The 26,047-nt window shown below is 50.4% G+C and carries 18 protein-coding genes; 14 read left to right on the top strand and 4 right to left on the bottom strand.

Translation table 11 applies throughout. The annotated features are described in order from the left end of the window. Positions 1-266: 266 nt before the first annotated feature. The 10 genes from E7746_RS13050 (at position 267) to E7746_RS13005 (ending at position 16,396) form a co-directional block, all read left to right on the top strand. Entirely contained in the window at positions 267-833 is a 567-nt protein-coding gene (locus E7746_RS13050; RefSeq protein ID WP_262709695.1) for a DUF3575 domain-containing protein, read from the top strand. 53 nt (positions 834-886) lie between these two features. Next, on the top strand, positions 887-2,284 hold the full coding sequence (locus E7746_RS13045; RefSeq protein WP_238337231.1) for a hypothetical protein: 1,398 nt from the start codon (positions 887-889) through the stop codon (positions 2,282-2,284). Positions 2,285-2,342: 58 nt separating this feature from the next. Next, positions 2,343-4,397 (top strand): fimbria major subunit, encoded by a 2,055-nt coding sequence (locus E7746_RS13040; protein ID WP_136411081.1) that lies wholly within the window; start codon positions 2,343-2,345, stop codon positions 4,395-4,397. 350 nt (positions 4,398-4,747) lie between these two features. After that, the gene (locus tag E7746_RS13035; protein ID WP_136411080.1) at positions 4,748-5,827 is read left to right on the top strand and encodes a FimB/Mfa2 family fimbrial subunit; all 1,080 of its coding nucleotides are present in this window, start codon (positions 4,748-4,750) and stop codon (positions 5,825-5,827) included. A 53-nt stretch (positions 5,828-5,880) separates the two neighbouring features. Continuing rightward, positions 5,881-7,332: a hypothetical protein gene (locus E7746_RS13030; protein ID WP_136411079.1), complete on the top strand. Its 1,452-nt coding sequence runs from the start codon at positions 5,881-5,883 to the stop codon at positions 7,330-7,332. Between the two features lie 27 nt (positions 7,333-7,359). After that, complete coding sequence (locus E7746_RS13025) at positions 7,360-10,827, top strand: hypothetical protein (RefSeq protein WP_136411078.1); 3,468 nt, start codon at positions 7,360-7,362, stop codon at positions 10,825-10,827. Between the two features lie 606 nt (positions 10,828-11,433). Next, complete coding sequence (locus tag E7746_RS13020) at positions 11,434-12,366, top strand: Abi family protein (RefSeq protein ID WP_238337230.1); 933 nt, start codon at positions 11,434-11,436, stop codon at positions 12,364-12,366. Positions 12,367-12,647: 281 nt separating this feature from the next. Next, positions 12,648-14,078 carry an MATE family efflux transporter gene (locus tag E7746_RS13015; protein WP_136411077.1) on the top strand — a complete coding sequence of 477 codons (1,431 nt, stop codon included), beginning with the start codon at positions 12,648-12,650 and terminating at the stop codon, positions 14,076-14,078. A 64-nt stretch (positions 14,079-14,142) separates the two neighbouring features. Continuing rightward, the gene (gene nadB / locus E7746_RS13010) at positions 14,143-15,714 is read left to right on the top strand and encodes an L-aspartate oxidase (protein WP_136411076.1); all 1,572 of its coding nucleotides are present in this window, start codon (positions 14,143-14,145) and stop codon (positions 15,712-15,714) included. 73 nt (positions 15,715-15,787) lie between these two features. Further along, positions 15,788-16,396: a DUF4294 domain-containing protein gene (locus E7746_RS13005; RefSeq protein ID WP_238337228.1), complete on the top strand. Its 609-nt coding sequence runs from the start codon at positions 15,788-15,790 to the stop codon at positions 16,394-16,396. 4 nt (positions 16,397-16,400) lie between these two features. Here E7746_RS13005 and E7746_RS13000 read toward each other — a convergent pair whose 3' ends face one another. The 4 genes from E7746_RS13000 to E7746_RS12985 all read right to left on the bottom strand — a co-directional run bounded on the left by E7746_RS13000 (position 16,401) and on the right by E7746_RS12985 (position 21,862). Next, positions 16,401-17,315 (bottom strand): site-specific tyrosine recombinase, encoded by a 915-nt coding sequence (locus E7746_RS13000; protein ID WP_123394808.1) that lies wholly within the window; start codon positions 17,313-17,315, stop codon positions 16,401-16,403. Positions 17,316-17,327: 12 nt separating this feature from the next. Then, on the bottom strand, positions 17,328-18,044 hold the full coding sequence (locus tag E7746_RS12995) for a hypothetical protein (protein WP_136411074.1): 717 nt from the start codon (positions 18,042-18,044) through the stop codon (positions 17,328-17,330). Then, positions 18,034-20,613, bottom strand: coding sequence for a YfhO family protein (locus E7746_RS12990; protein WP_238337227.1), 2,580 nt, complete (start codon positions 20,611-20,613; stop codon positions 18,034-18,036). The genes E7746_RS12995 and E7746_RS12990 overlap by 11 nt, the downstream gene beginning before the upstream one ends. A 145-nt stretch (positions 20,614-20,758) precedes the next feature. Next, complete coding sequence (locus tag E7746_RS12985; protein ID WP_136411073.1) at positions 20,759-21,862, bottom strand: PDDEXK nuclease domain-containing protein; 1,104 nt, start codon at positions 21,860-21,862, stop codon at positions 20,759-20,761. Between the two features lie 460 nt (positions 21,863-22,322). Here E7746_RS12985 and E7746_RS12980 point away from each other — a divergent pair, with 460 nt between their 5' ends. The 4 genes from E7746_RS12980 to E7746_RS12965 are packed head-to-tail and all read left to right on the top strand — an operon-like array spanning position 22,323 to position 25,994. Then, a complete protein-coding gene (locus E7746_RS12980; protein ID WP_136411072.1) occupies positions 22,323-23,096 on the top strand; it encodes a DUF1295 domain-containing protein in 774 nt (257 codons plus the stop codon). A 14-nt stretch (positions 23,097-23,110) separates the two neighbouring features. Next, positions 23,111-24,349, top strand: a complete 1,239-nt coding sequence (locus tag E7746_RS12975) for an NADH:flavin oxidoreductase (RefSeq protein ID WP_136411071.1) — start codon at positions 23,111-23,113, stop codon at positions 24,347-24,349. Further along, a complete protein-coding gene (locus tag E7746_RS12970; protein WP_136411070.1) occupies positions 24,346-25,152 on the top strand; it encodes an SDR family NAD(P)-dependent oxidoreductase in 807 nt (268 codons plus the stop codon). The genes E7746_RS12975 and E7746_RS12970 overlap by 4 nt, the downstream gene beginning before the upstream one ends. Beyond that, positions 25,149-25,994, top strand: coding sequence for an SDR family NAD(P)-dependent oxidoreductase (locus E7746_RS12965; protein ID WP_168184396.1), 846 nt, complete (start codon positions 25,149-25,151; stop codon positions 25,992-25,994). The genes E7746_RS12970 and E7746_RS12965 overlap by 4 nt, the downstream gene beginning before the upstream one ends. Positions 25,995-26,047: the final 53 nt, after the last annotated feature.

The raw sequence follows: 26,047 nt of genomic DNA, 5'->3' as shown, positions 1-26,047 counted from the left end.
AATATCTCATTTTTTATGTGTTAATTTTAAGGCAAATGCTTGTCTATTTCGGTGTTAATGCCTATTTTTGTCGTTGCTTAAGTATCTCTAAGCAAGAGAGGCTTGGCAATCGTAAATTATCATCCTCTCGGGTGTAAATTAAAAGCCTACATCTAATCGACTGATAATAAGAAGGTTTACAAGAGGTTCGTCGCATTATTCGACCAATTGTTATTTATCGTAAGTTATTCTTGAAAATGTAATATAAATGAGAAAGATCATTTTTTTTGCTATTTGCACTACTGGCTTCGACACACACCATGAAGGCTCAGGAGATAGCACTCAAGACCAATCTTGTCTATGACGCACTCCTCACAGTCAATCTCGGTGCCGAGGCTAAAATCGCTCCCCGATGGTCGGTCGACCTTTCGGGAAATTTCAACGCATGGACTCTCGACCATGGCAAGAAGTGGAAGCACTGGATGGTGCAGCCCGAAGCCCGATACTGGTTCTGCGACGCTATGGCCGGACACTTTGTCGCAGCACACGCCCTTGGCGGACAGTACAATGTGGGGCATGTCGACATGGGCAGCCTCAACTTCCTCGGTACCAATCTTAAAAACCTCAAGGACCACCGCTACCAGGGCTGGTATGGCGGACTCGGAGTGGCCTACGGTTACTCGTGGATCCTGAGCCGTCACTTCAACATCGAGGCCGAGCTGGGCGTGGGTTGGATTTACACGAAGTTTGACACATTTGAGTGTGCCGGATGCGGCCGTCGCGTCAACACCGGACGCTCCCACAACTACGTAGGCCCCACAAAGGCCGCAATCAACCTTGTCTACGTGTTCTAAACGTTTTCACCCCACCTCACTTCATCACAACCATTTCCACTATTCAGCTGATTATGAAGCAGATTATATTGAACTTGGCGTTGGCTGCCTGCGCTCTGTCAGCAGCCGCCGCCGACCCGGTAAGCGACATAAATGTCGAACGCTCCGAGAGCAACCTCATCGTCAACATGACAGTCGACCCCCAGCAGGTGACCTCGCGATCCAACCGCGAGGAGTGGCTGCGTCCCGTGATTACCAACGGTGTCGACTCGCTGCGACTGCGACCCGTAGTGGTGGCCGGCCGCACACGCTACTACCAGCACCTGCGCGCCGACGGCAACAACGCACCCTACGTGATGCTCCGCTCGGGCAAGGGCGAACCCTACGCCTACTCCGAGGTAGTTCCCTACGCCGACTGGATGGAGATGTCGACGCTCACCCTTGAGCGCGATGTCGACGGATGCTGCGGCGACGCACTCGAGGCTTCGACCTCAAGCGAACTCGCCCGGCTCGACTTCACCCCGCAGACATTTGAGCCCCTCATGGTCTACGTGAAGCCCACAGCCGAGGCCGTAAAGACACGTGAAGTCCACGGCTCGGCCTACATCGACTTCCGCGTCAACCGCACCGACATCGACCCCGACTACCGCCGCAACCCCGAGGAGCTCGCCGCAATACGCTCAACCATCGACGCCATCAAGGGCGACAAGGACGTGACCATCACATCGCTCTCGATCAAGGGTTATGCCTCGCCCGAAGGCTCCTACGCCAACAACGAGCGACTCGCCAAGGGCCGCACCGAGGCTCTCGTCGACTATGTGCGCAACCTCTACAGCTTCCCCGCAGGGCTCATGACCACATCATGGGAGGCCGAGGACTGGCAGGGACTCATCGACTACGTGAAGAAGTCGACCCTCGACAACCGCGACGACATTCTCGCCCTGATCACCGACAACAGCATCGCCCCCGACGCCCGCGAGTGGCGACTCAAGTCGCAATTCCCCGAGCAATACTCATTCCTGCTCAAGGAGGTGTATCCCGCGCTCCGTCACAGCGACTACGCCGTCAACTACAACATCCGCAACTACACCACCGTCGAGGAGATAGCCGCAGTGATGGCCTCGGCTCCGCAGAAGCTCTCGCTTGAAGAGCTCTTCCGCCTCGCACAGAGCCTCGACAAGGACTCGCCCGAGTTCCAGGAAGTTATGGAGGTGGCCGTGAGAATGTATCCCGACTCGCCCGTAGCCAATCTTAACGCCGGACTCACCGCCATAGGCCACGACGAGCTTGACATGGCACGCGCCTATCTCGCCAAGGCCGGCAACTTGCCCGAAGCCGACTATGCGCGCGGAATCCTTGAAGCAAAGGCCGGCAACTACACCCGCGCCGTGGAGCTGCTTCAGGCCGCCAAGGGTGTTGCCGAGGCTCAGGCCGCAATCGACCGCCTGCGCGAACTCAAACTTATTGACTGATCTAATCACAGTGTGTGAAAATTAATATTTGTTTAATCACTTTTTATAATTAATTGCAATGAAAAAAATTAACTTTCTTTTCGGAGCACTTGCCGCCTTGGCAATGGGCGGTGCTGTAACAGCATGTTCCGACGATGACCTTGACAAAGGTATCGACAATGGTAAGGTTGAATACGACATGGTGCGCTACCTTAATGTCACGATAAGCAATCCTACCTCAAGCGGTTCTCGCGCTGAAGGCGACCCCACTTTTGAAGCCGGTGTGGGTCGAGAGAACTATATTCACAACCTATTCTTCGTGTTCTATGACGCTCAGGGAATGCCGACTGGAGAACGTTACAAAATGACATTCAGCAACAACGAATCCAGCGATACTAACGGAACATTTAATCCTTCAGGTGGCGATGGAACAGAATCTGACAACACTCAAGGAACTACTGGAAATGTAGGTAAGGTATGGCAATCAACAATTGAGGTGAAATTGTCACAAGGTGAAAACTTGCCTTCATACGTTATGGCATTTGTAAATCCCACCGCAGGAGATGACAGTTTCGTTAAGCTCAGCCTTGATGAAATTGAGGGAAAAAAGGTTACATTTGTTAGATTTCCAGATGGACATTTCCCCATGTCTAACTCGGTTTATTACGGTAACAACCCCATATCTGGTGAAACAAACGCTCGTATGGTAGCGACTCCTATCACAACTTCACAATTGTTTAAAACACAGGAAGAAGCAGCAGCGAGTCCTGCAATAGATATATATGTTGAACGTTATGCAGCCAAGATTAATTTGAGCCTGGACAACACAGGAACCGGTGATGCTGCTACTATAAAACCTTTCGATGGCGTAAATGGCTACACCTTGACTTTCGTTCCCGAATACTGGCGTCCCAATACTATCGACCAGCAGGAATATGCCGTTAAGCATTATGGTTTGATTGAAAACGGAGTTGCAAATACGAAGCCCTCGTATTCCGACCTGATCGATATCTTTGACTGGACTTGGAATGATCCCGATAATCACCGTTCATACTGGGCTTGCTCTCCCTCATATTATAAGTTTAATTATCCTCGTGTTTCCGACAACATTGAGGACGTCATAAGGAATGCTGCAGGTGATGCTGCTTACGAAAACTATTCACAGTATCCCTATGAACTCCACTATTTCACCTACAACGAAATAGCACAAAGCAAGATATTGAACGCTGCAGGTACAGCTCAAATGACAGGTGCACCCACATTACAAACCTCTATTAAATTTACTAATAACAAATTTGAAGGAGCATTCTATTCTCGTGAAACAACAGCAAGTGCAAAAGCATGGAATGGAGACGCTGCAGCAACAGCAGCCGATAAGTTCAATCCTCTCGCAACTATGGCTTCTGCAGTCATCGTAGGTCGTTATAAAGTTACCGCTACTGATGGTACTGCACTTCCCGATAATTCAACATTCTATCTTTATGGTAGAACCGGAAACAAGTGGAATCTCTACAAAAGCGACGAAGACCTGATAAAAGCTATGGTAAAACAGCAGTACACTGTTGTTAAAAACACAGCTGCTGAAGGTGAAACACCTAACTATCAGCCCGTTCCTGTTACAGAAGCTTCCAATTTCATAGTTGAGCACCCCTCCTATGCTGTACGCGAAATCGCAGGAAAGCCTGTTGCCGGTCGTTTTGTTGCTCTTCAGCTAAAACCCAACGTAACCGGATATTATTGGTATAACCCCAACGCAACTGGCGACAATAAGTATCAGTCAATCGACGCAACAAACATTAACAATGTCAATGCAGAGCTATTGTCTACCGGATATGCTCGCAAATATGGTGAAGGTCTTTGCTACTTCAGCGTGCCCATCAAGCATCTTGGATTCCCCGAAGGCGCAGTTGTAGATAACCTTATCAAATTTGAGGACTGTGTTCCGGGTTCATTCGGTCTTGTACGTAACCACGTTTACAACCTGAATGTATCAAGCATTACAGGTCTTGCAACTGCACTCCGTGATGAGAACCAGCCCATCGTTCCTCCTATGGACGAGCAGACTTACTACATCTCAGCTAAGCTGAATGTATTGAACTGGCGCATCGTTCCCACTCAGGATGTAGAACTCTAATCGGCCCATTTCGCGTGACTTGTCACGCAACAACATAAAAATGGCAAAATGATTTGATAATCAGCAGAGGGGAGCCTTCAGGAAGCTTCCTCCCGAAGTCCCTCCGGGGCTCCCCTCCGCTTTTTCTCTCTCACCGCAACCAACCTCTCCCCGAAACCCGCAAGCCAATCGCAAGCAACCCGCAGCCCTCACCAAGGCCGCAATCGAAGCCGAAGCGCAAGCATCGACTCCACCCAACAACGACAACAACGAGGCCCCGCCCAACCGAGGCCCACAACAATATAAAGGCGGAAACGCCCCACAACAACGACAAAACAAAAACAACAACGATATAACATTGACCAACCGTTATGAAACTTACTTGCATCCGACACCTGACGGGCATCATCACCTTGCTATGGGGCGTTATCGCCCTCGGGTCGCTGTCGTCGTGTGACAGCGCCATATATGACGACGAGGGCGACTGCTCGGTACACTACCGAGTCACCTTCACCTACGACATGAACATGAAGTGGGCCAACGCATTTCCCCACGAAGTGAAATCGGTGACCCTCTACATCTACGACAGCAACGGCCAACTCGTCATGAGCAAGACCGACAACAGCGCCGCACTCGCCTCGCCCGACTACTTCATGGATGTCGAGGTGCTCCCCGGCAAATACGACCTCCTCGTGTGGGCCACCGGCAAGTCGCCCGTCGACAATCCCACCGCATTTGAAGTCGCCTCGGCCGCCCCGGGAAGCGCCATGAACACCCTCGGAGCCAAGATGCCCCTCGACGGCACAGCCGACGCCGGCCTCTATGTCGACCGTGACATCGTGCCCCTCTACCACGGCATCATGCGCGGAGTCGACTTCCCCGACACCTACGGCAACGTGACGCTCGGCCCCGTAAGCCTCACCAAGGACACCAACGTGATGCAGGTGCTCCTCCAGAACACCGACGGCACCACCATGAACGCTGACGACTTCAGCTTCTACATAACGGCAGCCAACAACGAGCTCGACTACCTCAACAAAGTGGTGTCGACAACGCAGTTCAGCTACCGCCCATGGGCCATGACCCTCACATCGGCATCGCTCGACAAGCCCGAAGCCCAGGCCGCATCCAAGGCCCCCGCACGCGCGCAGACCGAGGCCAACGGCATCCTCGCCGAGCTGTCGACAGGCCGCCTCATCGACACCCGCACCCCGCGACTTGTAGTGCGCCGCAACTCCGACGGCGAGGACATCATCAGCATCAACCTCATCCAGTATCTGCTCATGGTCAAGGGCGAATACAACCGACAGATGAGCGATCAGGAGTACCTCGACCGCAACGACAACTATTCGCTCATGTTTTTCGTCGACGACAACCGCAACTGGTACATAGCCGGCGGAGTCTACATCAACGGATGGCGCATCGTGCCGCCTCAGGACACCGAGCTATAACCGACTACGTGACACAGCTAAAATCAACCCCCCCAAAAAATTTACTTGAATCAATGACCCGATTTTACAATAAATTCCTCGCCGCAGCCTCGGCAATGATGCTGACGCTGACGGGCTGTGTCAACGAGGACTCACCATGTCCCGGCGACGGCGACGATGGCACAAAGGTGACGCTGCAGTTTACAGTGATGACCTACAACCCCGCCGCCTCGCGCGAAGCGCAGCAGTCGCGTGCCGACGGCTCACTGCTGTCACGCGCCGGTGCTGACGATGACTGCTCGGAAGGCCCCCAAGGCTCACCCGCCGAAAACTACATCAACACGGCCGACTGCCAGTTTCTGCTCTTCGGTGCCGACCGCACGCTCCTGCGCCCCATCTTCCCCGAAATCACCGGCCAGGACAATGTGTATTACACCTGGTACTCCATCAAGGCATCAATCACCGAGCCCTACTTTGACGAAGCCGTCAAGGCCGGCGACGAAAACATCAACTTCTACATCATGGTCATCGCCAACAGCCACTCAACCGGCCTCGACGGCCAATACCCCGGCCTCACCCCCGGCGTGACCACCATCGACGACATCGCCGCACAGTGCGTAACATTCCGGCAGCCTGAAGGTTATCATCTCGGAGGCCCCGGAGGTGAATATCGCCCCTGGACTCCCTCCATCGACGGCAATCGCCTTATCCCAATGGCCGGAATGCAGAAATTCACTGTATCAGCCGCCCAGTTAAAGGAGTCGACCTACGATGTTCCCGTCAATCTCTCCGATGAGAATGCCAACGGCAAAAACATAAAAATGCTTCGCGCCATCTCCAAAATCGAAGTGATCGACCGAATCGATGTAACGGGCCCCGCAACCAATAACAACCGATTCCATGTCGACAAAGTCGAGCTCTTCGGATGGTACAACAGCGGAACAATAATGCCCTATATCAACAACGGCAATTGGAGCACCGCAACAGGCGAATGGAGCATGGATTCATCGGGCGATGTCAGCGTCCCCACAATCTCCCCTCAATCGGAATATAAATTCCCAGTTATAGGAGAGCAACAAAAAACCGATAATAATGGTAAACCTCTATATAACGATGACAGAACCCCGCTCATGGATGAGATTAAAGGGCCTGAAATCACCTTTTCCGAAGATGCCGCCGCCACAGCCCTGCGTACCGACAAGTGCATCGTGTGGTCGGGATATGTGGTAGAGTACTCAAAGGTATTGGTCACTGAAATGACTCATGACTATGAGCGCTACCCCTTTATTGAGGTGACGGTCAGCAACCCCAATTCTGATGGAAAGGATGACTCGCCGGTATTCAAAATGAAACTTGCAAACTATAATAATGGACAAGCCGTCGACGATGGAATCAACTTCCTGCTGCGCAACCACATCTACCGCTACGAGATTACCGGCGTTAACAGCGAAGCCAACATAATCGATGTTGGCTACACTGTATGCGACTGGGACCGCCACGAGGTCGACATCCCTACATTTAATTAATATACAAAGACATACTGATTATAAGACATGAACTACTATATAAAATATCTTAAGATAATCCCTGCATTTATCGCCATTTTTATAGGTTTGACATCATGTGAGGATGATATAAAGTTTGAATGTGAGAATCAGATTGAAGGTGAAGACACGACAATATCTTTAAATCTCAATACTCCATCATTCACACAAATATCTTCGCGTGCCGACATGTCCACAGAAGATGCCTATAAGGTGAACTCCTTATGGATAGGAATTTATAATTCCCGTTCAGGGGAAAGCACTCTTACCGATAATGGTAAAAACGGTTTATTTCTTGAGGCCCAAAATGACCATGGTTTTGTAGCAGGAACTCAAGATCATAACAGACATGCACTCACAAATATAAAAACGAAATCAGGAAGTAGCTATATAGTTGCTGTGGCCAATCCTGACCGCAACTTTGGATTTACAATTAAAGACGAAAAAAGGACAAGTACTTCACTTAAGGAGTTACTTGAAAATGCATCAACATGGGATGATTTCCGATCAATCATAATTGAACGCGAACTATTTCGAGGCAGTGCTGATATTAATATTCCTAATGCAACACAAAATCCGCTTCCCATGAGTGGAATATATCTTGAAGAATCGCATACTGCTGACTTTGATTGGAATACAGTAAAACCTTATGCCATCCCTCTGCCAAAGACAAACGGCGGAAATGTGGCAATGCCTGGAAGCATACACCTGCGTCGCCCGTTCACACAAGTTAAAGTAAATCTACAGACTGCAACCGAGGAAAACACAGACATAAAGATTTTAAAAATCGAGCCAGAATCGTTTGTCATACACAATGTACCCATTTACAGTTGGTTGTATGAACGGCCACAGCTACCGGTTGGAACTGCACCTGAAAAAAATACAGATTATGCCAATGCCGGTGATGCGTTGGAAAAAGATGCTGAAAAAAACACGAACTATAAGTCATCATTGATTTATCCGTCTACTAATATCAACGAAAAAGACGGAGTATATTCGTTTGACTTCTGGATGATGGAGAATAAGCGCACGGGGCGTGCCGACTTCTGCACCGACTATCAAGATCGCGAATTGGAGTGGAAAAAAAACGATGCCAACACAGGCGTTTACAAAAGCTTGTGCCCATCCGAAACCCCTACGCTCAACAACTTCGCCACCTATATGGAAATACGCGCAAAACTCACTTATATACAAAAAGATCCGATTGTAAACCCCGATGGAGTCACCGGATTACCTGATAAAGTAGACAGCCGTACAGTAGATGCCGTGTACACAATCCATCTTGGCTATGTGGGTGAAAATCCCGACCCTAAAGATTTCAACAGTTTACGCAATTCAATCTACACATATAATGTAAAGGTATTGACTGCCAATTCAATCATTGTTGAAGCATTTCGCAATAACGAAGAACCCCAGCCCGGAGCCGAAGGTATAGTGTCGGATGTGACAAATAAAATGTTTGAACTTGATTCGCATTACAATGCATTCAACATTCAGCTTACAGAAACAGAACTCCAAAAATTCAGTTTCTCCATGCGTTCCTACTATGGAGAAAATACCTATAACTATTCTATTGACAAAGACGGAAAATCCACAGGCGATGCTATTCCCGGCAGGAATGACAATAATTACCGTTATTTTTCGTGGGTGGAGATTGTTCCAACCACAGGAGAGGATGCACTCGCTCCTTATCCGGGAGTAATTGTAGGCCCTGATGGAACTCCGTTTATGAAATGCAATCTCAATGAAATTCGTGAAAATGCGCAAAAATTATATGCTCAATCAACCGATGGATGGTTTACTGTATTTGTAAATGAATACACTTATGAGAATGAAACAGAAAATCCGGGAGTTGAAACCGCAGGAAATTGGCGCAATTACGTGATGAAGCCCAACCGTGTGGCCTATCTCAATGTGACGCAATCTGTTTCGACCGACAAAGAAAGCAGCTACTATCAGTCGAAGTACGGTATATCGCAGAAGTCGATACAGACTTACTATGATTATACCGAAAACATACAGACGGCCATCGGTGTGGAATATGACAATGAAACTTTCGGCATGAACCTTCGTTGGCCGTCAGGAACAGTTAATACTGTCGAAGGAGGTACCTCCTATCCAGCAGTAACAACTTCAAATGGCGTGAATGGCACTCTTTCAGTAAATAACGGGCGCTACAACGTTTGGATTGGTAGTGGAGGCCGCGGAGGAGGAAACCAAGCCGGTAACTGGAATACGTATGTCAATTCAGGAAATGCAGCTAACACAACTTATGGCAAAGTCAATAATGTAAACAGAATTACAAATACAAATCAAACCTATTACGTTAAAAATTTTAGTGCCGACCCTAAAACATGGCCGGTTCCACAACCCGTGCTGCTATCTCCTAATAGTTTTTCAGAAGAAGAAGATGATGATGGCGGAAATAAAGGAATGAGTAGCTATGATCCTCAAATTCCCGGCAATACTATTCCTCCTCAAGTTATCCATGCCATGCACGCATGCATGAACCGAAACCGGGATAACAATGGTAATGGAGTCATCGATGCCGATGAACTTCGTTGGTATCTTCCCGCCTCAGGAAAATATATGCGTGTCATAATGGGACGAAATTCTTTGAGGGAACCTATCTTAAATTATGATAACAATCCACAATTGCCCTTCCCTGCATCAGGTGATGGCGATGGAAATAATTCCCGTTTATTTCTTGCATCAAGCGATTATCGCACAATATGGACAACTCAGGGAATGTCAATAAGCAACTTTGCTACTTATTGTAAATCACCATGGGCGGTACGTTGTATTCGCAATCTTGGTGTAGATTTAAGCACTGTTACAGCAACAGCCGAAGAAGACCCTGTTGACCCCGCCTATGAGGTAGAATTGGGAAAAGATGACTATTCTACCGGAGGTGTTGTAAGAGTTAAGCATTACTATGGAAGTTCGCTTCGCAATTATACTGTCAAACCTATAGCTATTCATAAAGTAAATTCCGAGGGCAACATGCTCGGCCAGTACGGATTTGAAATAGCGTTAATCGGTAATAGAGCAACCCCACAATCACCAGAAGCTGATGTTAAATATAGAACCCCTGATCAATATAAGAATTCTATAAACGAGGCAACTCCATGTAAAAATTTAAATGACAATTTAAATCGCAAAGGATGGCGTGTGCCCAATCAAAAGGAGCTTGTAATCATGATGCGAAGTGGAGCGATTCCAGATTTTGGCAAAAACAATTATTGGTATTTTATGAGTTCGACTATTCCTGCATGGGATAAAGAAACTCCCGCAGATTCTAATAAAGGATTGACAGATAAGAGCTCTACAATTTGCTCGATTACACAGAACCTTAGTACTCACAATTTTGAAGCATCAGCACAAGCATACAATGAAATAAATAAGGTACGTTGTGTCCGCGACCTCACTCCTGAGGAAGAGGGTCTGTCCTACGAGCAAATCCGAGCACAACAATAGCAACAAAGAAAACAATAAACCACACATAAATATAGTTATTTTTTATACACACATCCCCACACATCGGAGGCAGCGACAGGTTCTCTCGCTGCCTCCTCCTTTTTCCCCTCCCTCCCTCCGCCTCCACTCTCCGCGGCATCTCCCGCTCTCGCCCCGCGCAGCGCAGGGCGCACACCACCAGCACATCCCCGCGTTAGCGCAAAAGCTGCGTTAGCTGCTTAACAATGTTAGGCCCGCGCAAGGCCGCCGTTAGGCGTCCGCAGCACGGGTACACGGCACACGCCCCCACCAAGAAAAAGGGCTACGTAGTTGCCCAATAAAAACGTTACACCATGGGATGTTGGAGCTATTGGGCAGCTAACGCAGCCCTATGGGGATGTGTGCGCACGACACAACCCCACGCTGCACGTACCCAAAGGCACGTTTGCATGGGGCTAACCCTGTTGAGCAGCTCCGCAGCTCCCGGCTAACGCACATGCCACCGCATATTAATTATATCCCAGATTATTTGGCAATTACAAATATTATTACTACCTTCGCACCATTAGAACCTGCCAAGCCTCTTAACAATGCTCAAATCGGCGGGTCGTTTTTTATTATACAACCATGAAAATCAATTTCGACAAACCATATTCCACCCCGGGACAAATCGTCCAAATCCTGAAATCAAGGGGCATGCTCATGAAATATGAGCATAAGGTGGAAAATTATCTGCTTAACATTGGTTATCATCGCTTGTCGGCTTACATCTATCCTTTCTACAAAATCCCCAAGAGCGATTTGGCACTAAAAGATGGCACTACTTTTGAACAAGTTTTGACCCTCTACCGCTTTGACAAGAAACTCCGTATTCTACTATTCAATGAAATAGAAAAAATCGAAGTAGCCATTCGCAGTGTATTGGCAAATATCGGATGCCAGGAATTAAATGACAAGCATTGGATAACAAAACCGGAATATTTTGCCAATGCCGATAAGTTTAATAAAACATTGGCCATCATAGAAAAAGAGCTGTTATCGAGTAAAGAAGATTACATTGAAAATTTCAAACACAACTATATTGAAACCTACCCTCCGGCATGGATGATAACGGAAGTATTGTCTTTCGGGAATTTGAACTACATTTATTCAAACATATCAGGCAACCAACTGATGAAACATATTGCAGGATATTTCGGCCTGAAACCACAGGTTTTTACCTCTTGGCTAACGGTACTTGCCAACCTTCGCAATATGTGCTGTCATCACGCAAGGGTGTGGAATAGGGATTTCGTGCTTAATCCGGCAGAACCCAAAAAACCAAAAACCGCATGGATTGACACGACAAATGTTGATAAAAAGCGTATTTACTATCGCTTGTGCATGATCCGATATTTCCTCTGTTCGATTTCCCCAACAACAACTTCAATGAAAAGCTCTCAACGTTATTGGCTAAATTTCCTTCAGTCGACATCGCAGCGATGGGCTTTAACCAAGATTGGAAAAATGAGGAATTGTGGAAACAAAACCCTAACTAATTATCAAACACAACCCTGTTGAGCAGCTCCGCAGCTCCCGCTAACGCACATCCCAAGATAGCATGACATGCAACCCACCATCCATTATTTCAAAAACACAAAGTAAAATAGCTCAAAAACACAAAGTAAAATCGCTCAAAAACACAAAACGGCCCTAACCGTCCACCATCAACCACCTACAAATCAACCCATTGAAAAGCACAACTCCACTACCCCCAAAACTCAATGCAAAACGGAACAAAAACGCACAAACTTACGGATTATCCAGAATTTATCCGTAAGTTTGTAGCCCTACTCAACCCCATGGCCGATATATCGCAAATAAGAGAAGGTGCCCCGATGAGCTTCGGCCAACAGCTGAAGCTCACCGTGATGCTGTCGCTCCCGGCAATGCTCGCGCAATTGTCGAGCATTCTCATGCAATATATCGACGCGTCGATGGTGGGACGGCTCGGAGCCGACGACTCGGCAGCGATAGGACTTGTGTCGACAAGCCTCTGGCTCTTCTGGGGCATCTGTTCGGCCGTCACTACGGGATTTTCGGTACAGGCCGCCCACAAGGTCGGAGCCAAGGACGACGCAGCCGCACGCAACGTGCTGCGACAAGCCATAACCGCGTGCCTCATATTCAGCTTCGCCGTGACGGCCATAGGCATTGTCATCGCCCCCTCGCTCCCCCGCTGGCTCGGCGGCAACGACGACATCACCCCCCAGGCATCGCTCTACTTCCTCGTGTTTGTGTCAGCATTGCCCCTGCTCACGCTCAACTACCTGGCCGGAGGAATGTTGCGATGCGTAGGCAACATGAAGGTGCCGAGCGCGCTCAACATCCTCATGTGTGTCATGGACTGCCTATTCAACTTCCTGCTGATATTCCCGTCACATCACCTCAACCTGCACGGCATCGACATAACCATTCCTGGTGCCGGACTCGGAGTGCTCGGCGCCGCATTAGGAACCGTGCTCGCTGAAGCCGTCACAGCCGGACTGATGCTCTATTACCTCTGTTACCGACAGCCCGAACTACGGCTGCGCGGCCGCCACGGCAGCTATCGCCCCCGAAAGTCCATTATCCGCAAGGCGGTGACAATATCGGTGCCCATGACCGTTGAACACGCCGTAATATGCGGCGCACAGATAGCCGTGACAATGATTGTGGCGCCACTCGGGGTCTTTTCCATAGCCGCCAACGCATTTGCCGTGACAGCCGAAAGCCTGTGCTACATGCCCGGCTACGGAATAGGCGATGCCGCCACCACCCTTGTAGGCCAAAGCTACGGAGCCGGGCGGCGCGAGCTCGTCAAGCGGTTCGGCTACATCACCGTGGGCCTCGGCATGGTGGTGATGTCGGTCATGGGAGTGCTCATGTGGATCGCCGCGCCGTGGATAATGGAGCTCATGACACCCGTAGCCGAGATTCAGAGCCTCGGCGTGGAGTCGCTGCGCATCGAAGCCTGGGCCGAGCCCATGTTTGCCGCCTCGATAGTCGCCTACGGAGTCTTTGTAGGGGTCGGTCACACCACCGTTCCCGCCATCATGAACTTCGGCAGCATCTGGGCCGTAAGGCTCCCGCTGGCGTGGATTCTCGCACGCTCCATGGGGCTGAAGGGAGTGTGGATAGCCATGTGCGCCGAGCTCACCTTCCGCGGCGCCATATTCCTGTTCAGGCTTCTCCGGGGCCGGTGGATTCCGCAAATCGGCCTCCGACATGACGCCGACACCCTCGAGGCGTAAATTTATTTGTGGTGGAATCAAAGATTTACATTAACTTTGCATTCACGAAAAAGAGTTTTGCTATATGACTTACGAATATGATTATCTGGTAATCGGATCAGGCATCGCGGGCATGAGTTTCGCCCTCAAGGTTGCCGGTACGGGAAAGGTGGCATTAATCTGCAAGACAAAGCTTGAAGAGGCCAACACATTCTTTGCACAGGGAGGCGTGGCTTCGGTCACCAACCTTGCAGTCGACAACTTCGACAAGCACATCGAGGACACGATGATAGCCGGCGACTGGCTGAGCGACCCCGAGGCTGTGAAGATGGTTGTGACAAATGCGCCGTCACAGATAAACGAACTCATAAAATGGGGCGTCGACTTCGACAAGAACGAAAACGGCGACTTTGACCTGCACCGCGAAGGCGGACACTCCGAATTCCGTATCCTGCACCACAAGGACAACACGGGAGCCGAAATTCAGGAGAGCCTTATCGAGGCCGTGCGCAACAACCCCCACATCGACATATTCGAGGATCACTTCGCCATCGAGATAATAACGCAGCACCACCTCGGCAAAATCGTTACGCGCCGCACCCCCGACATAACCTGCTACGGAGCTTACGTGCTAAATCCCGCCACAGGCAAGGTCGACACATTCCTCGCCCGCGTAACACTCATGGCCACCGGAGGCGTCGGAGCCGTATATACCACGACAACCAATCCCCTTGTGGCCACCGGCGACGGCATAGCCATGGTGTACCGAGCCAAGGGCACGGTAAAGGACATGGAGTTCATCCAGTTCCACCCCACGGCGCTCTATCACCCCGGCGACCGCCCCTCATTCCTCATCACCGAGGCCATGCGCGGCTACGGCGCCGTGTTGCGCAACAAGCGCGGCGAGGAGTTCATGCACAAGTATGACCCAAGACTCTCGCTCGCCCCGCGTGACATTGTGGCACGAGCCATCGACTCCGAGATGAAGCAATACGGCGACGAGCACGTATATCTCGATGTCACGCACAAGGACCCCGAGGAAACCAAGAAACACTTCCCCAACATATACCAGAAGTGCCTCTCGCTCGGCATCGACATCACCAAGGACTACATACCCGTGGCTCCGGCCGCCCACTATCTGTGTGGAGGCATAAAGGTGGACTCCAACGGCGAGTCGTCGATCAAGCGACTCTATGCCGTGGGCGAGTGCTCGTGCACTGGATTGCACGGCGGCAACCGACTGGCCTCCAACTCGCTTATCGAGGCCGTTGTATATGCCGATGCGGCCGCGCATCACGCAATGGAGGTGAAAGACCACTACCCCTACCGTCACGATGTGCCCGAATGGGACGATGAAGGCACCCGCCACCCCGAGGAGATGGTGCTAATAACCCAGAGCATAAAAGAAGTGGGACAGATAATGACAACCTATGTGGGCATCGTGCGCAGCGACCTGCGCCTGAAGCGTGCATGGAACCGTCTTGACATCCTCTATGAGGAAACCGAGAAGCTGTTCAAGTGTTCCAAGGCAAGTCGCGAGATATGCGAATTGCGCAACATAATCAACGTGGGTTACCTCATAATGCGCCAGGCAATGGAGCGCAAGGAGTCGCGCGGACTGCACTACACGGTCGACTATCCCCACACCGAGCACTAATTACGCCGTTGCTGCATAATCTTTTAGCCACATTGCACGTTATATGATTATGAGAGTTTTTATAACCATTCTTATGATGATATTAAGTGTAATGTCGATGTGTGCCCAGAAGCTCGACACCGACGGCGTGCCCGTGCCGCGCAATCCGCAACAGGCAGCCGTGAAGGGACGCTATCACTTCATCACCGAGGAGGGCGACACCGCCCTGATGGTTGTGCTCAACAACATCACCTACTATCCGCCCCTGAAGTTCAAGAACAAGAAGCAGGAGCAGTTTTACTGGCGCACGGTGCGTGACGTTAAGCGCACACTCCCCTACGCCAAGCTTATTGCCGAAACCCTTCTTGAAACCTACGAATACATCGAAACATTCCCCACCCAGAAGGAGCGTGAGGATCACCTTACGCGCATGGAAAAGGAGGTATTCAACCAGTACAAGCCCGTGCTGAAGAAATTCACGCGCTCCCAGGGAAAGATGCTCGTAAAACTGATAAACCGCGAAACCAACCAGAGCAGCTACTCTATTTTGAAAGCGTTTCTCGGCACATTCCGTGCTGGATTCTGGCAAACGTTCGGCAAGTTCTTCGGTGTCAACCTGAAGGCGGGCTACAACCCCGACAAGGATTCCGACGATGCGATAATCGAGCGTGTGTGCGTGCTCGTCGAGCAGGGAATGTTGTGATGCGTCACTTGCGGTTGCGCGGATGATGGGCGAGTATCTCGTCACGCAGCATCGAGCGGTCGAGATGCAGGTATATTTCGGTCGTAGCAATCGATTCATGTCCGAGCATCTGCTGAATCGCCCTGAGATTGGCTCCGCCTTCAAGCAGGTGTGTGGCAAATGAGTGACGCAGTGTGTGGGGGCTTATCTCCTTCCTTATTCCGGCCAGCTCACACAGCCGCTTTACGATATAGAATATCATTACACGCGTGAGCCTGCGCCCCCGTCGGTTAAGAAACACGATGTTCTCCTCGCCCGGCTTTATATCCATGTCGGCGCGCTGTTCAAGATAGAGGCGTATATGGTGCATGGCGACATCCGATATGGGAACCATGCGCTCCTTGCTGCCCTTTCCCCGCACAACGATGTAACCCTCGTCGAGAAACAGGTGCGACAGGTCGAGATTGACCAATTCGCTCACGCGCAATCCGCAGCCGTAGAGAGTTTCCATAATGGCAAGATTGCGCTGCCCCTCGGGAGAACCAAGGTCGATACACGACTCCATTGCGTCGATCTCATCGACGGTCAGCACCTCGGGCAGATGACGCCCCAGTCGCGGACTCTCAAGCAGCAGAGCCGGATTTTCGTCAATGTAGCCTTCAAGCTTCAGATAACGGAAAAATGACTTTATCCCGGAGATAATGCGTGCCTGCGACGCCGGAGCGATACCGAGGTCGTGCAGGTCGGCAATAAAAGCCTGCAGGTCGTCAAGCGTCACGCCGCTCAACCGCTTCCCCTCCTCGGCAAGATATTTCACAAGCTTGTCTATGTCGTCGCGGTAGGAGCTGCGTGTGTTGTCGCTCAATCCGCGCTCAAGCATCATGTAGGCGTCATAGGCTGCAAGCACAGCCTCTATGTCATTTATCGAGCGGACAGCCATGTCACATCATTCTTAAAACCATAACGAGAAACTCTGTCGGGGCAGATGACGATAACCCACTATCACGGCTATGCGTCCGTTGGTGAATGTCATGCCGTGAGTGAGCGACGAGTCCAGGTCATTGAACAGTGTCGCCATCCGCTCGTCACGCGACAGGTTTCGCATAGCCACCACACCCTCGCCGTCGAGCACCTCTTCGGCATATCGCATCACGCTTTCACGCGTCATGTCACTGTCGACCGAGTTTACAACCATGAATTTTACACCGTCACCTTGGCTCACGGCCCTGTAGTGCGCAATAGCCTCATCGGCAGTCGCCGCCTCACTGATGCGCCCCTTATAGTCAGCCGTCACCTTGTCATATATGTCACGGTGCGGGTTGTCACCGGTGTATATGACGAGCTTCGACCGGCTGTCGACATCGAGCATGGCCGTTGTCGACACACCGTAGGATGTACCTATCTGCAACATGACACGCGGATTGAAGTAGCACACGATGCGAAACAGCATCTTGGCATTCTTGAGCGATATTATGCGCGGATGTCGCGCGACATCCGCAGCAAGCGACAATGCAAGCTTGCGCCGCGACGAAATGTCGTCGTAGGCATAGTAAGGGCACCGCTCCCTGAGCACCTGAAGCACAAATGAGAAGGCAAACGGCGAGTGTATGCCGAATCCCTTGCTGCGCTTGTAGCGGTTAAATGCCGTGTAGTATCGCTTAAGATTCATCGTCCTCCTTACGACGCGACAATCCCATTATACCGAGCAGGACTGCCGCCACCACAGCTATATAGATTATGATTATTGACACGTAGGCGAGCGACGATGTCACATGAAGCGACTCGGGGTCAAACTCCATCTTGATTTCATGGGTTCCCGCCGGTATTCTCATGGCTCGCAACAGATAGTCGACACGAGCTATGTCGGCAGGCTCTCCGTCGATCCACGCTTTCCATCCCCACGGGAAGTAGACCTCCGAGAACACTGCTACACCGCCCTTGCCCGACTGTGCATGATAGGTGAGGCGATTGGGAGCATAGGTGGTTTCAAATATGGTGTCGCCCGGTTGCTTTACGGGGACATTAGCGCCAAGTATGTCACGGAACTTTGCGTCAGATACTGCCGTAACGGCGGGATTTATGGTGTCGAGAGCGGCCATCTCGGCATCGGCACCGTCGACATACATAACCCTGTCGACAAACCATGCGTTACCGAGAGCGTCGGGATTGACATATACCTCATCGTCACTCATCACAAGGTAACGCGCGTTGAGCATATTGAGGACATTCATGTCGGCCTCGCTCACATCACCGCCCTGGAACTTTATCAGGTGACGGTCGATCATGTCCTGATAGCGCGTAAGCTTGGCGGCATGATAACCGCCTATCATCTTATGGTGGTAGGAAGGAGCGGCCTCGCCGAATTGCGGAATGTTCATCACGCGGTAGTTCATTGTCGTGTCAGCAAGAATCTGTCGGTCGGCCTGTGTGAGGGGGAACGGATCGCCCTGTGCAAGCTGACGGGGCAGGAAGCTGTCGCTGTTGATGTAACGCTTGTCGACCATGTAGAGGTCGCCCACAATCACTACGGTGAGCACAATGCACAGCACCTTCGCACTGATTTTATCCTTGAAGAACAACAGCAGCAACGATGCACCTATGCCGATGACGATAAACGAGCGTAACGCATCTGACGACACCATCGACATTCTCACCTTCTCTATCGCGGCAAAAAGCTGAGGATACTGCATCGCCATGCCCGACGCCACATAGTAGTCATGCTCCTGTGCGCTCAGGTAGGAGCCGAATGTGCCCGGAGCGATTATGCCTATCGCACACACAAGCAGGCACAATCCGAACGACACAAGCAACGGTATCCTGTATTCGCGCCACTTGTCACGGTTGGCTATTACCTGCTGTAGAGCCAGCACGGCAAGCAGCGGTATGGTAAATTCGGCGATGACAAGAATACTTGCCACCGTGCGGAATTTGTTATACATCGGGAAGTGGTCGATCATCAGGTCGGTAAGCCACATCATGTTGTGTCCCCACGACAAGGCGATTGATATAATCGTGACAATCACCAGCATCCATTTTATGGGGCCTTTCACGATTATGCATCCGAGCAGGAATAAGGCCATCAGCAGCGCACCCACGTAGACAGGGCCGTTGGTCATGGGCTGGTCACCGAAATATTGCGGCATCTGCTGAAGCGCCGAAGCCATCTCGCCGGGAAGCTGTCCCGACCTTACCAGGTCCTGAGTGGCATCCACATCGTAAAGCGACAGCAGTTTGTTGCCTCCCTTTTCGGGCTTTATCGTGGCACCGCCCTTGACATTGGGTATGAGCAGAGTGAACGTTTCGCTCTTTCCGTAGCTCCACGCCGTTATGTAGTCCTTGTTAAGTCCGCCTCCGGCATTCACAGCCGAAGCATTACCTTCGCCCGACAACTCGCTGTGGTTGCCGCGCATGGTTTCCTTCGAGTATTCATAGGTGTTATAGAGGCTCGGACTGTTGGCAGCAACGGCAAGCACAGCCGCGATTGCAAGAGCGCCGGTAGCCTTGACCCATTGCGACATATTGTGACGGCGATACAATATAACGGCGTAGGCCACCACAAATCCCACGACAACAAACATGAAGTAATAGGACATCTGGATGTGGTTGCCGGCAATCTGGAGCATTGCAAACAACGCCGCCAACGCGCCGCCCGCGAGATAACGCCCCCTGTAACACAGCACTATACCCGCGATTGTGGGAGGTATGTAGGAGAGCGTTATGAATTTCCATATATGACCCGCACCGATTATGATGAAGAAGTAGGACGAGAATCCATAGGCTATGGCACCAGGCAAGGCAAGATACCACTTAACCTTCATGGCCAGAAGCAGGATGAAAAATCCCATCATCATGGCGAATATAAGATTGGCCGGCGAAGGCAGCCATAGTGTGTAGAGGTCGCCAATCCATGACATCAGATCGTTGGACGGATACGACGGCGCAATCTGGAAGTTGGGCATACCCGAAAATATGGAGTTGGTCCATCGCGAAGCCTCACCGGTAGCCTCGGTATAGGCCTGCACCTCGTGTCCTATTGCAGCACCCTGCTGCATGTCATGCTGACGCAGTTCGTTGCCTTGCATTGCATCGGGATAAAAATAAACCAACGAAAGCACTGCGAGTACGGCAACCGAAATGACGAAACCTATAAACGACTTGCTCTTGATGAATGTGCTTAATCCCTTTGACAACGAAGTGTCAGGGCGCATGGGGGTTGTGTTGTTGTCCGTTTGGGTCATAACCATTTAAATTATTATGACAAAGTTACAAAAAATTACGTGTTCTACTCCCCACCGCCCCACCAAAAACATCTAATGAAATGACAGCCCCACTTTCCGACATCGCTGTCAAAGACAAAAATCAGAATATTGATTATTGAAATTCTCAATCATCCGATACATCATCGTATGTGTCTATAACGTTTTGCAATTCAGCCTCGGACGGGAGTAACTTTGCAGCTTTATCAGAAATAAATTCTTTAAGTTGATATTCAGCAACTCCGAGGGGCTGCTTCATGCCTCGGAAAGACCATTCAACAACCGTATCATCTTTTGATTTGCATATCAATAATCCTATTGTCGGATTGTCATCAGATTGCTTCATAAGCTCATCAACCGCTGAAACATAGAAATTCAGTTTTCCTACGAAGTCAGGAATAAACGGCACGACTTTCAGCTCACAAACGATATACGATTTAAGTCTTGTATGGTAAAAAACCATATCGGGAATGAATGTCTGGCCTCCAGGCATCCTCAATTCCATCTGACGACCGACATATGCAAATCCCTGTCCTAATTCAAGAAGGAATCGAGTGATATTAGCCGCAAGCTCATCTTCCAGTTGTTTCTCGGTAGTTATTTTCTTGTCGATGAATCTGAAATCATACGGACTTTTCAATATTGCCTTTGCAAGACCGCTGTATGGAGCCGGCAGCTTTTCATCGAAATTGGTAAGAACATGCCCTTGTTTTCCATATAGATTATCATCTATTTCTGCATCAAGTTCGGGACGGCTCCAATCATTTCTTATGGTTTCATCGATATAGAAAAGTGCTTCTTCAACTGACTTGCTTCGAGTAAATATGTCTATGTGATGTCCCCACGGAACCATGCCGAAATCAGCAGGCATATCAAATTCGTCAACGAGTCGTTGACGAATTACATTCGCTTGATTATAAAACTCGTACCAACGTTTGGCATACTTGATGTTAGTTACAGAAAAACCGGTCTGACCGGGGAAAGCAGTCTTGAGGTCAAGACTCAAACAATCAAAGAAGGCGCTTCCCCATTTGGCAGCTTCATGAAGTCTTGAAATATCACGGCCCATACACCAGTAATACTCCAGCATTGATGTATTTACCTTAACAGCAGCTTTTATCTGCGATCTACGGAAACGATCTTTCAACGTGCTTAAGAGTTGTGCATACTCTTTGCCCACGATAATGGTATCGCGTTTCACAAATGCCGGTTTATTGTCAGTCTTTGCCATATTTCTTCAAACGAAATAATTTTATCTAAAAAGAAAGTGCATTAGTAATTTGTTCTAATCCCTTGTTTGGTAATTGAATAGCGTTACTCTCTATCTCTTCAATTTTTTCACATATAAGTTCTATTAACTATTGCATTTCGCATCTGATACTTAAATTGCAAATCTAAGTAATTTTCATGATATTCATGTCATTCGATCCTCGAATTCTGCGAGAGTTCTAGAAAATAGGATTTTAATAAGAGCATTTGTAATAAACCCGCGTTAGTAGCATCAGCGAGATGTGGCGGCTGAATGTTGTGCGTTAGATGCGGATTGGGAGTATCGGTGTGTCGCAAAATATCCGGGATTTATCGCATTTTTGACTAAAAAATGCGGGTATCGCCCCACTTTCCCGCATTTTTCATCCGATATAGAAATTTTATCGCTATATTTGGCAGATTTCAAAACCAATTCGTTGTCAATGATAATAACTCCCGAATCCTTCAATCTGTTTCTTATCGTCATGGCCGTCACAGCCGTAGTGGTGTTCATTGCGCTTCACTTTGTGGAGGCGGGTTACGGCATGATGTACAATCGCCGCTGGGGAGCGACTGTCGACAACCGCATAGGCTGGGTGGCAATGGAGGCTCCCGTGTTCATCGCTATGCTACTGCTGTGGTGGTATTCGTCACGCCGGTTTGACACGGCACCGCTGGTGATGTTTCTCCTCTTTGAGCTTCATTACTTTCAGCGTTCATTCATTTTCCCGTTGCTGATAAACGGCAAGGGGCGTATGCCGCTTTCAATCATCGCCATGGGAATAACATTCAATGTACTTAACGCACTGATGCAGGGCGGCTGGATATTCTACATCTCCCCGGCCGACCGCTATCCCGACTCATGGCTTCTCACGCCTCAATTCATCATAGGCACGATAATATTCTTTGCCGGAATGGCTATAAATATCCACAGTGACTATATAATACGACATCTGCGTTCACCCGGCGACACGGCCCACTACATACCTCGCGGCGGAATGTTCCGTTACGTGTCATCGGCCAACTATTTCGGTGAAGTTGTGGAATGGACCGGATTTGCCATCCTCACCTGGTCATGGGCCGGAGCCGTATTCGCATTGTGGACATTTGCCAACCTTGCACCTCGCGCGGGAAAAATCAACCGCCGTTATGCCTCGGAATTCGGCACCCGGTTCACCTCGCTGAAACTTAAACGCATCATCCCCTTCATATACTAATCCACCACCTGAACATGGAAACGAAAAAGGAATCAATACTATTCACTCCGGCCAATATAGGCCCCGTCACATTGCGCAACCGCACCATACGCTCGGCGGCATTCGAGGGCATGTGCCCCGGAAACAGTCCGTCGCAGCAACTCAAGGACTATCACCTTTCGGTGGCCGAAGGCGGAGTAGGCATGACCACCCTGGCCTACGCCTCGGTGACGCGTAACGGACTCTCGTTTCCGCGCCAACTGTGGATGCGTCCCGAAATAGTGCCTGCGTTGCGCGACATAACCGATGCAATCCATGCCACGGGAGCAAAGGCTTCGATACAGCTCGGCCATTGCGGAAACATGTCACACAAGTCGACAGCGGGAGAAACGCCTATATCAGCCTCGGGACGATTCAACATATACTCGCCCACCCCTGTGCGCAAGATGCGCGAGGACGAAATTATAGCCATGAGCCGGTCATTCGGCGACGCCGTGCGTCTGGCACGTGACAGCGGCATGGACTGCGTGGAGATTCACGCCGGACACGGTTACCTAATAAGCCAGTTTCTCTCGCCCTACACCAATCACCGACGCGATCGCTGGGGCGGTTCGCTCGACAATCGCATGCGATTTATGCGCATGTGCCTTGAAGAGGTCATGAAAGCCGCAGGAAGCGACATGGGCGTAGTGGTCAAGACCAATATGCGTGACGGATTCAAGGGCGGCATGGAGATTGACGACGCCCTTACCGTGGCACACGAAATCGAACGCGCGGGCGTCCATGCCATAGTGCTTAGCGGCGGATTTGTCAGCAAAGCCCCCATGTATGTGATGAGAGGCGAGATGCCCATACAGGCACTCACGCATTATATGGACTGCTGGTGGCTGAAGTATGGCGTAAGGGCATTCGGGAAGATGATGATACCCACCGTGCCCTATAGCGAAACCTACTTCCTCGATGATGCCAAGCTGTTCAGGAACGAGCTGAAACTTCCGCTCATATATGTAGGCGGTTGCTCAACCCGCACAGGCATCGAGCGAGTGCTCGACGAAGGCTTTGAGTTTGTGCAAATGGCAAGGGCTCTCCTCACCATGCCCGACTTCGTAAACCGAATGCGTGACGAAGGCATTGAATCATCGGGATGCGAGCACATCAACTACTGCATAGGACGAATGTACACGCTTGAGATGGCATGTCACAAGTGCGTGAAGGACCTCCCTCGCTCACTGTGCCGTGAAATCGAGCAGATTAAAGCCCGACAGAAGCAATGAACCGCGAAAAACGACTTAGAGGGTGCTGGGCCATTGTCACCGGCGCATCGTCGGGCATAGGGCTGGAATTTTCGCGACGGCTCGCCTCATTAGGATGCAATGTCGTCATGATAAGCAATCAGGACACCCTTGAAAAGTGTGCCACCGATTTAGGAGTACTCTATAATGTCAAGGCTCTCCCGTTATATCTCGACCTCACCGACAGTAATGCCGTAGCCTCAATAACGGAGTTTCTTGACAGGCGTGACATCACCCCTCGGCTGCTGATCAACAATGCCGGAATATTTGATTTCAAGGCGGTGAACGACCTTTCGGAAAGCCGCATCAACCTCTATGTCGACCTGCATGTGCGCTCGCTAACGCATCTCAGCCGCACCATAGCACAACGCATGAGCAGTAACGGAGTGAAAGGCTACATCCTCAACATGTCGTCGATGTCGTGCTGGATGCCTATGCCGGGCATAGCCCTCTATTCGGCCACAAAGGCATATATACGCGCCTTCTCACGGGCACTGCGCATCGAGGTTAAGGAACTTGGCGTATCGGTAACGGTAGCCTGTCCAGGAGGCATTGCCACCAATTTGTTCGGACTGCCGCCCAAACTTCAGCGCCTTGGGGTGAAACTGCATGCGCTCGACACTCCGCAACGATTTGTAAAAAAGGCATTGCGACGCACCTTGCAAGGCCGTGCCCAATACATAAACGGAGGCCTCAACCGCATGGCAATCGTAACGGTAGCCTCACTACCCGAATGGGCGCGATTAATAATAAAAACACGTTTACTCGATCGCATCAACCAATGAACAACAATCCTGTACACATAGTAACGGGAGCCACAGGCGGCATAGGAAGCGCAATTGTCGACCGACTTATCGAGTCGGGAGTGTCGCACATTGTCCTCGCTTGTCGCAATCAAGACCGCGCCAAGGCGATGATTGACCGCCTGTCGCCTTGCAACGTGACGCTCACGGCAATGCAGCTCGACCTCGAGTCATTTGACTCGGTAATCAATTTCGTCATGTCGATAAGGGAGCGTGACATGGCCGTCGACACCATTTTCAACAATGCCGGTACAATGCCCGGAACAATGAAGCTCACTGCCGACGGATATGAATCGGCCACCCAGACCAACTTCCTCTCCACGGCACTGCTGACACAGATGTTGCTGCCGCGAATAGTCAACGGCGGCGCCATCGTGTTTACCACATCCATGACACGACACATTGCGAAACTCCGAACCGACTGGAAGCAACACGCCATAACCCATCACCACCGATTCACGACCTACGGACGCAGCAAACTCATGCTCACGCACTATGCACTCGACCTCGCGTGTGAACTTGCACCACGCGGCATCCGCGTAAACTGCTCCGACCCGGGAATCGTCGATTCGGGCATAATAACGCTCGGCAACCCTGTAGTCGACAAGTTGAGCGACAAGTTTTTCCGCCCCTTGATATCAACTCCCGCCCAGGGAGCCGCACCGGCCATTAATGCGGCCAACTCCCAATTGACAGGACAAATATTCACGCTCAATCACTGCACCCCGATACCCGAAAGCTATCTCCGCGATCCGCTTCACTCAATTGCTTCGGAAGCCGTCAACGACGCCCTTGCCATATCGACTTCAGAGGCTATGCAGTAATGTCCAAATGTGAAAAAACAGAAATAAAAATGGAAAGTGCGGCTATCGACAGA

This window comes from Muribaculum gordoncarteri, assembly GCF_004803695.1.
Classification (GTDB): Bacteria; Bacteroidota; Bacteroidia; order Bacteroidales; family Muribaculaceae; genus Muribaculum; species Muribaculum gordoncarteri.
Note: the sequence above shows the minus strand (reverse complement) of the source record. Positions and strands in the feature narration are given on the sequence as shown.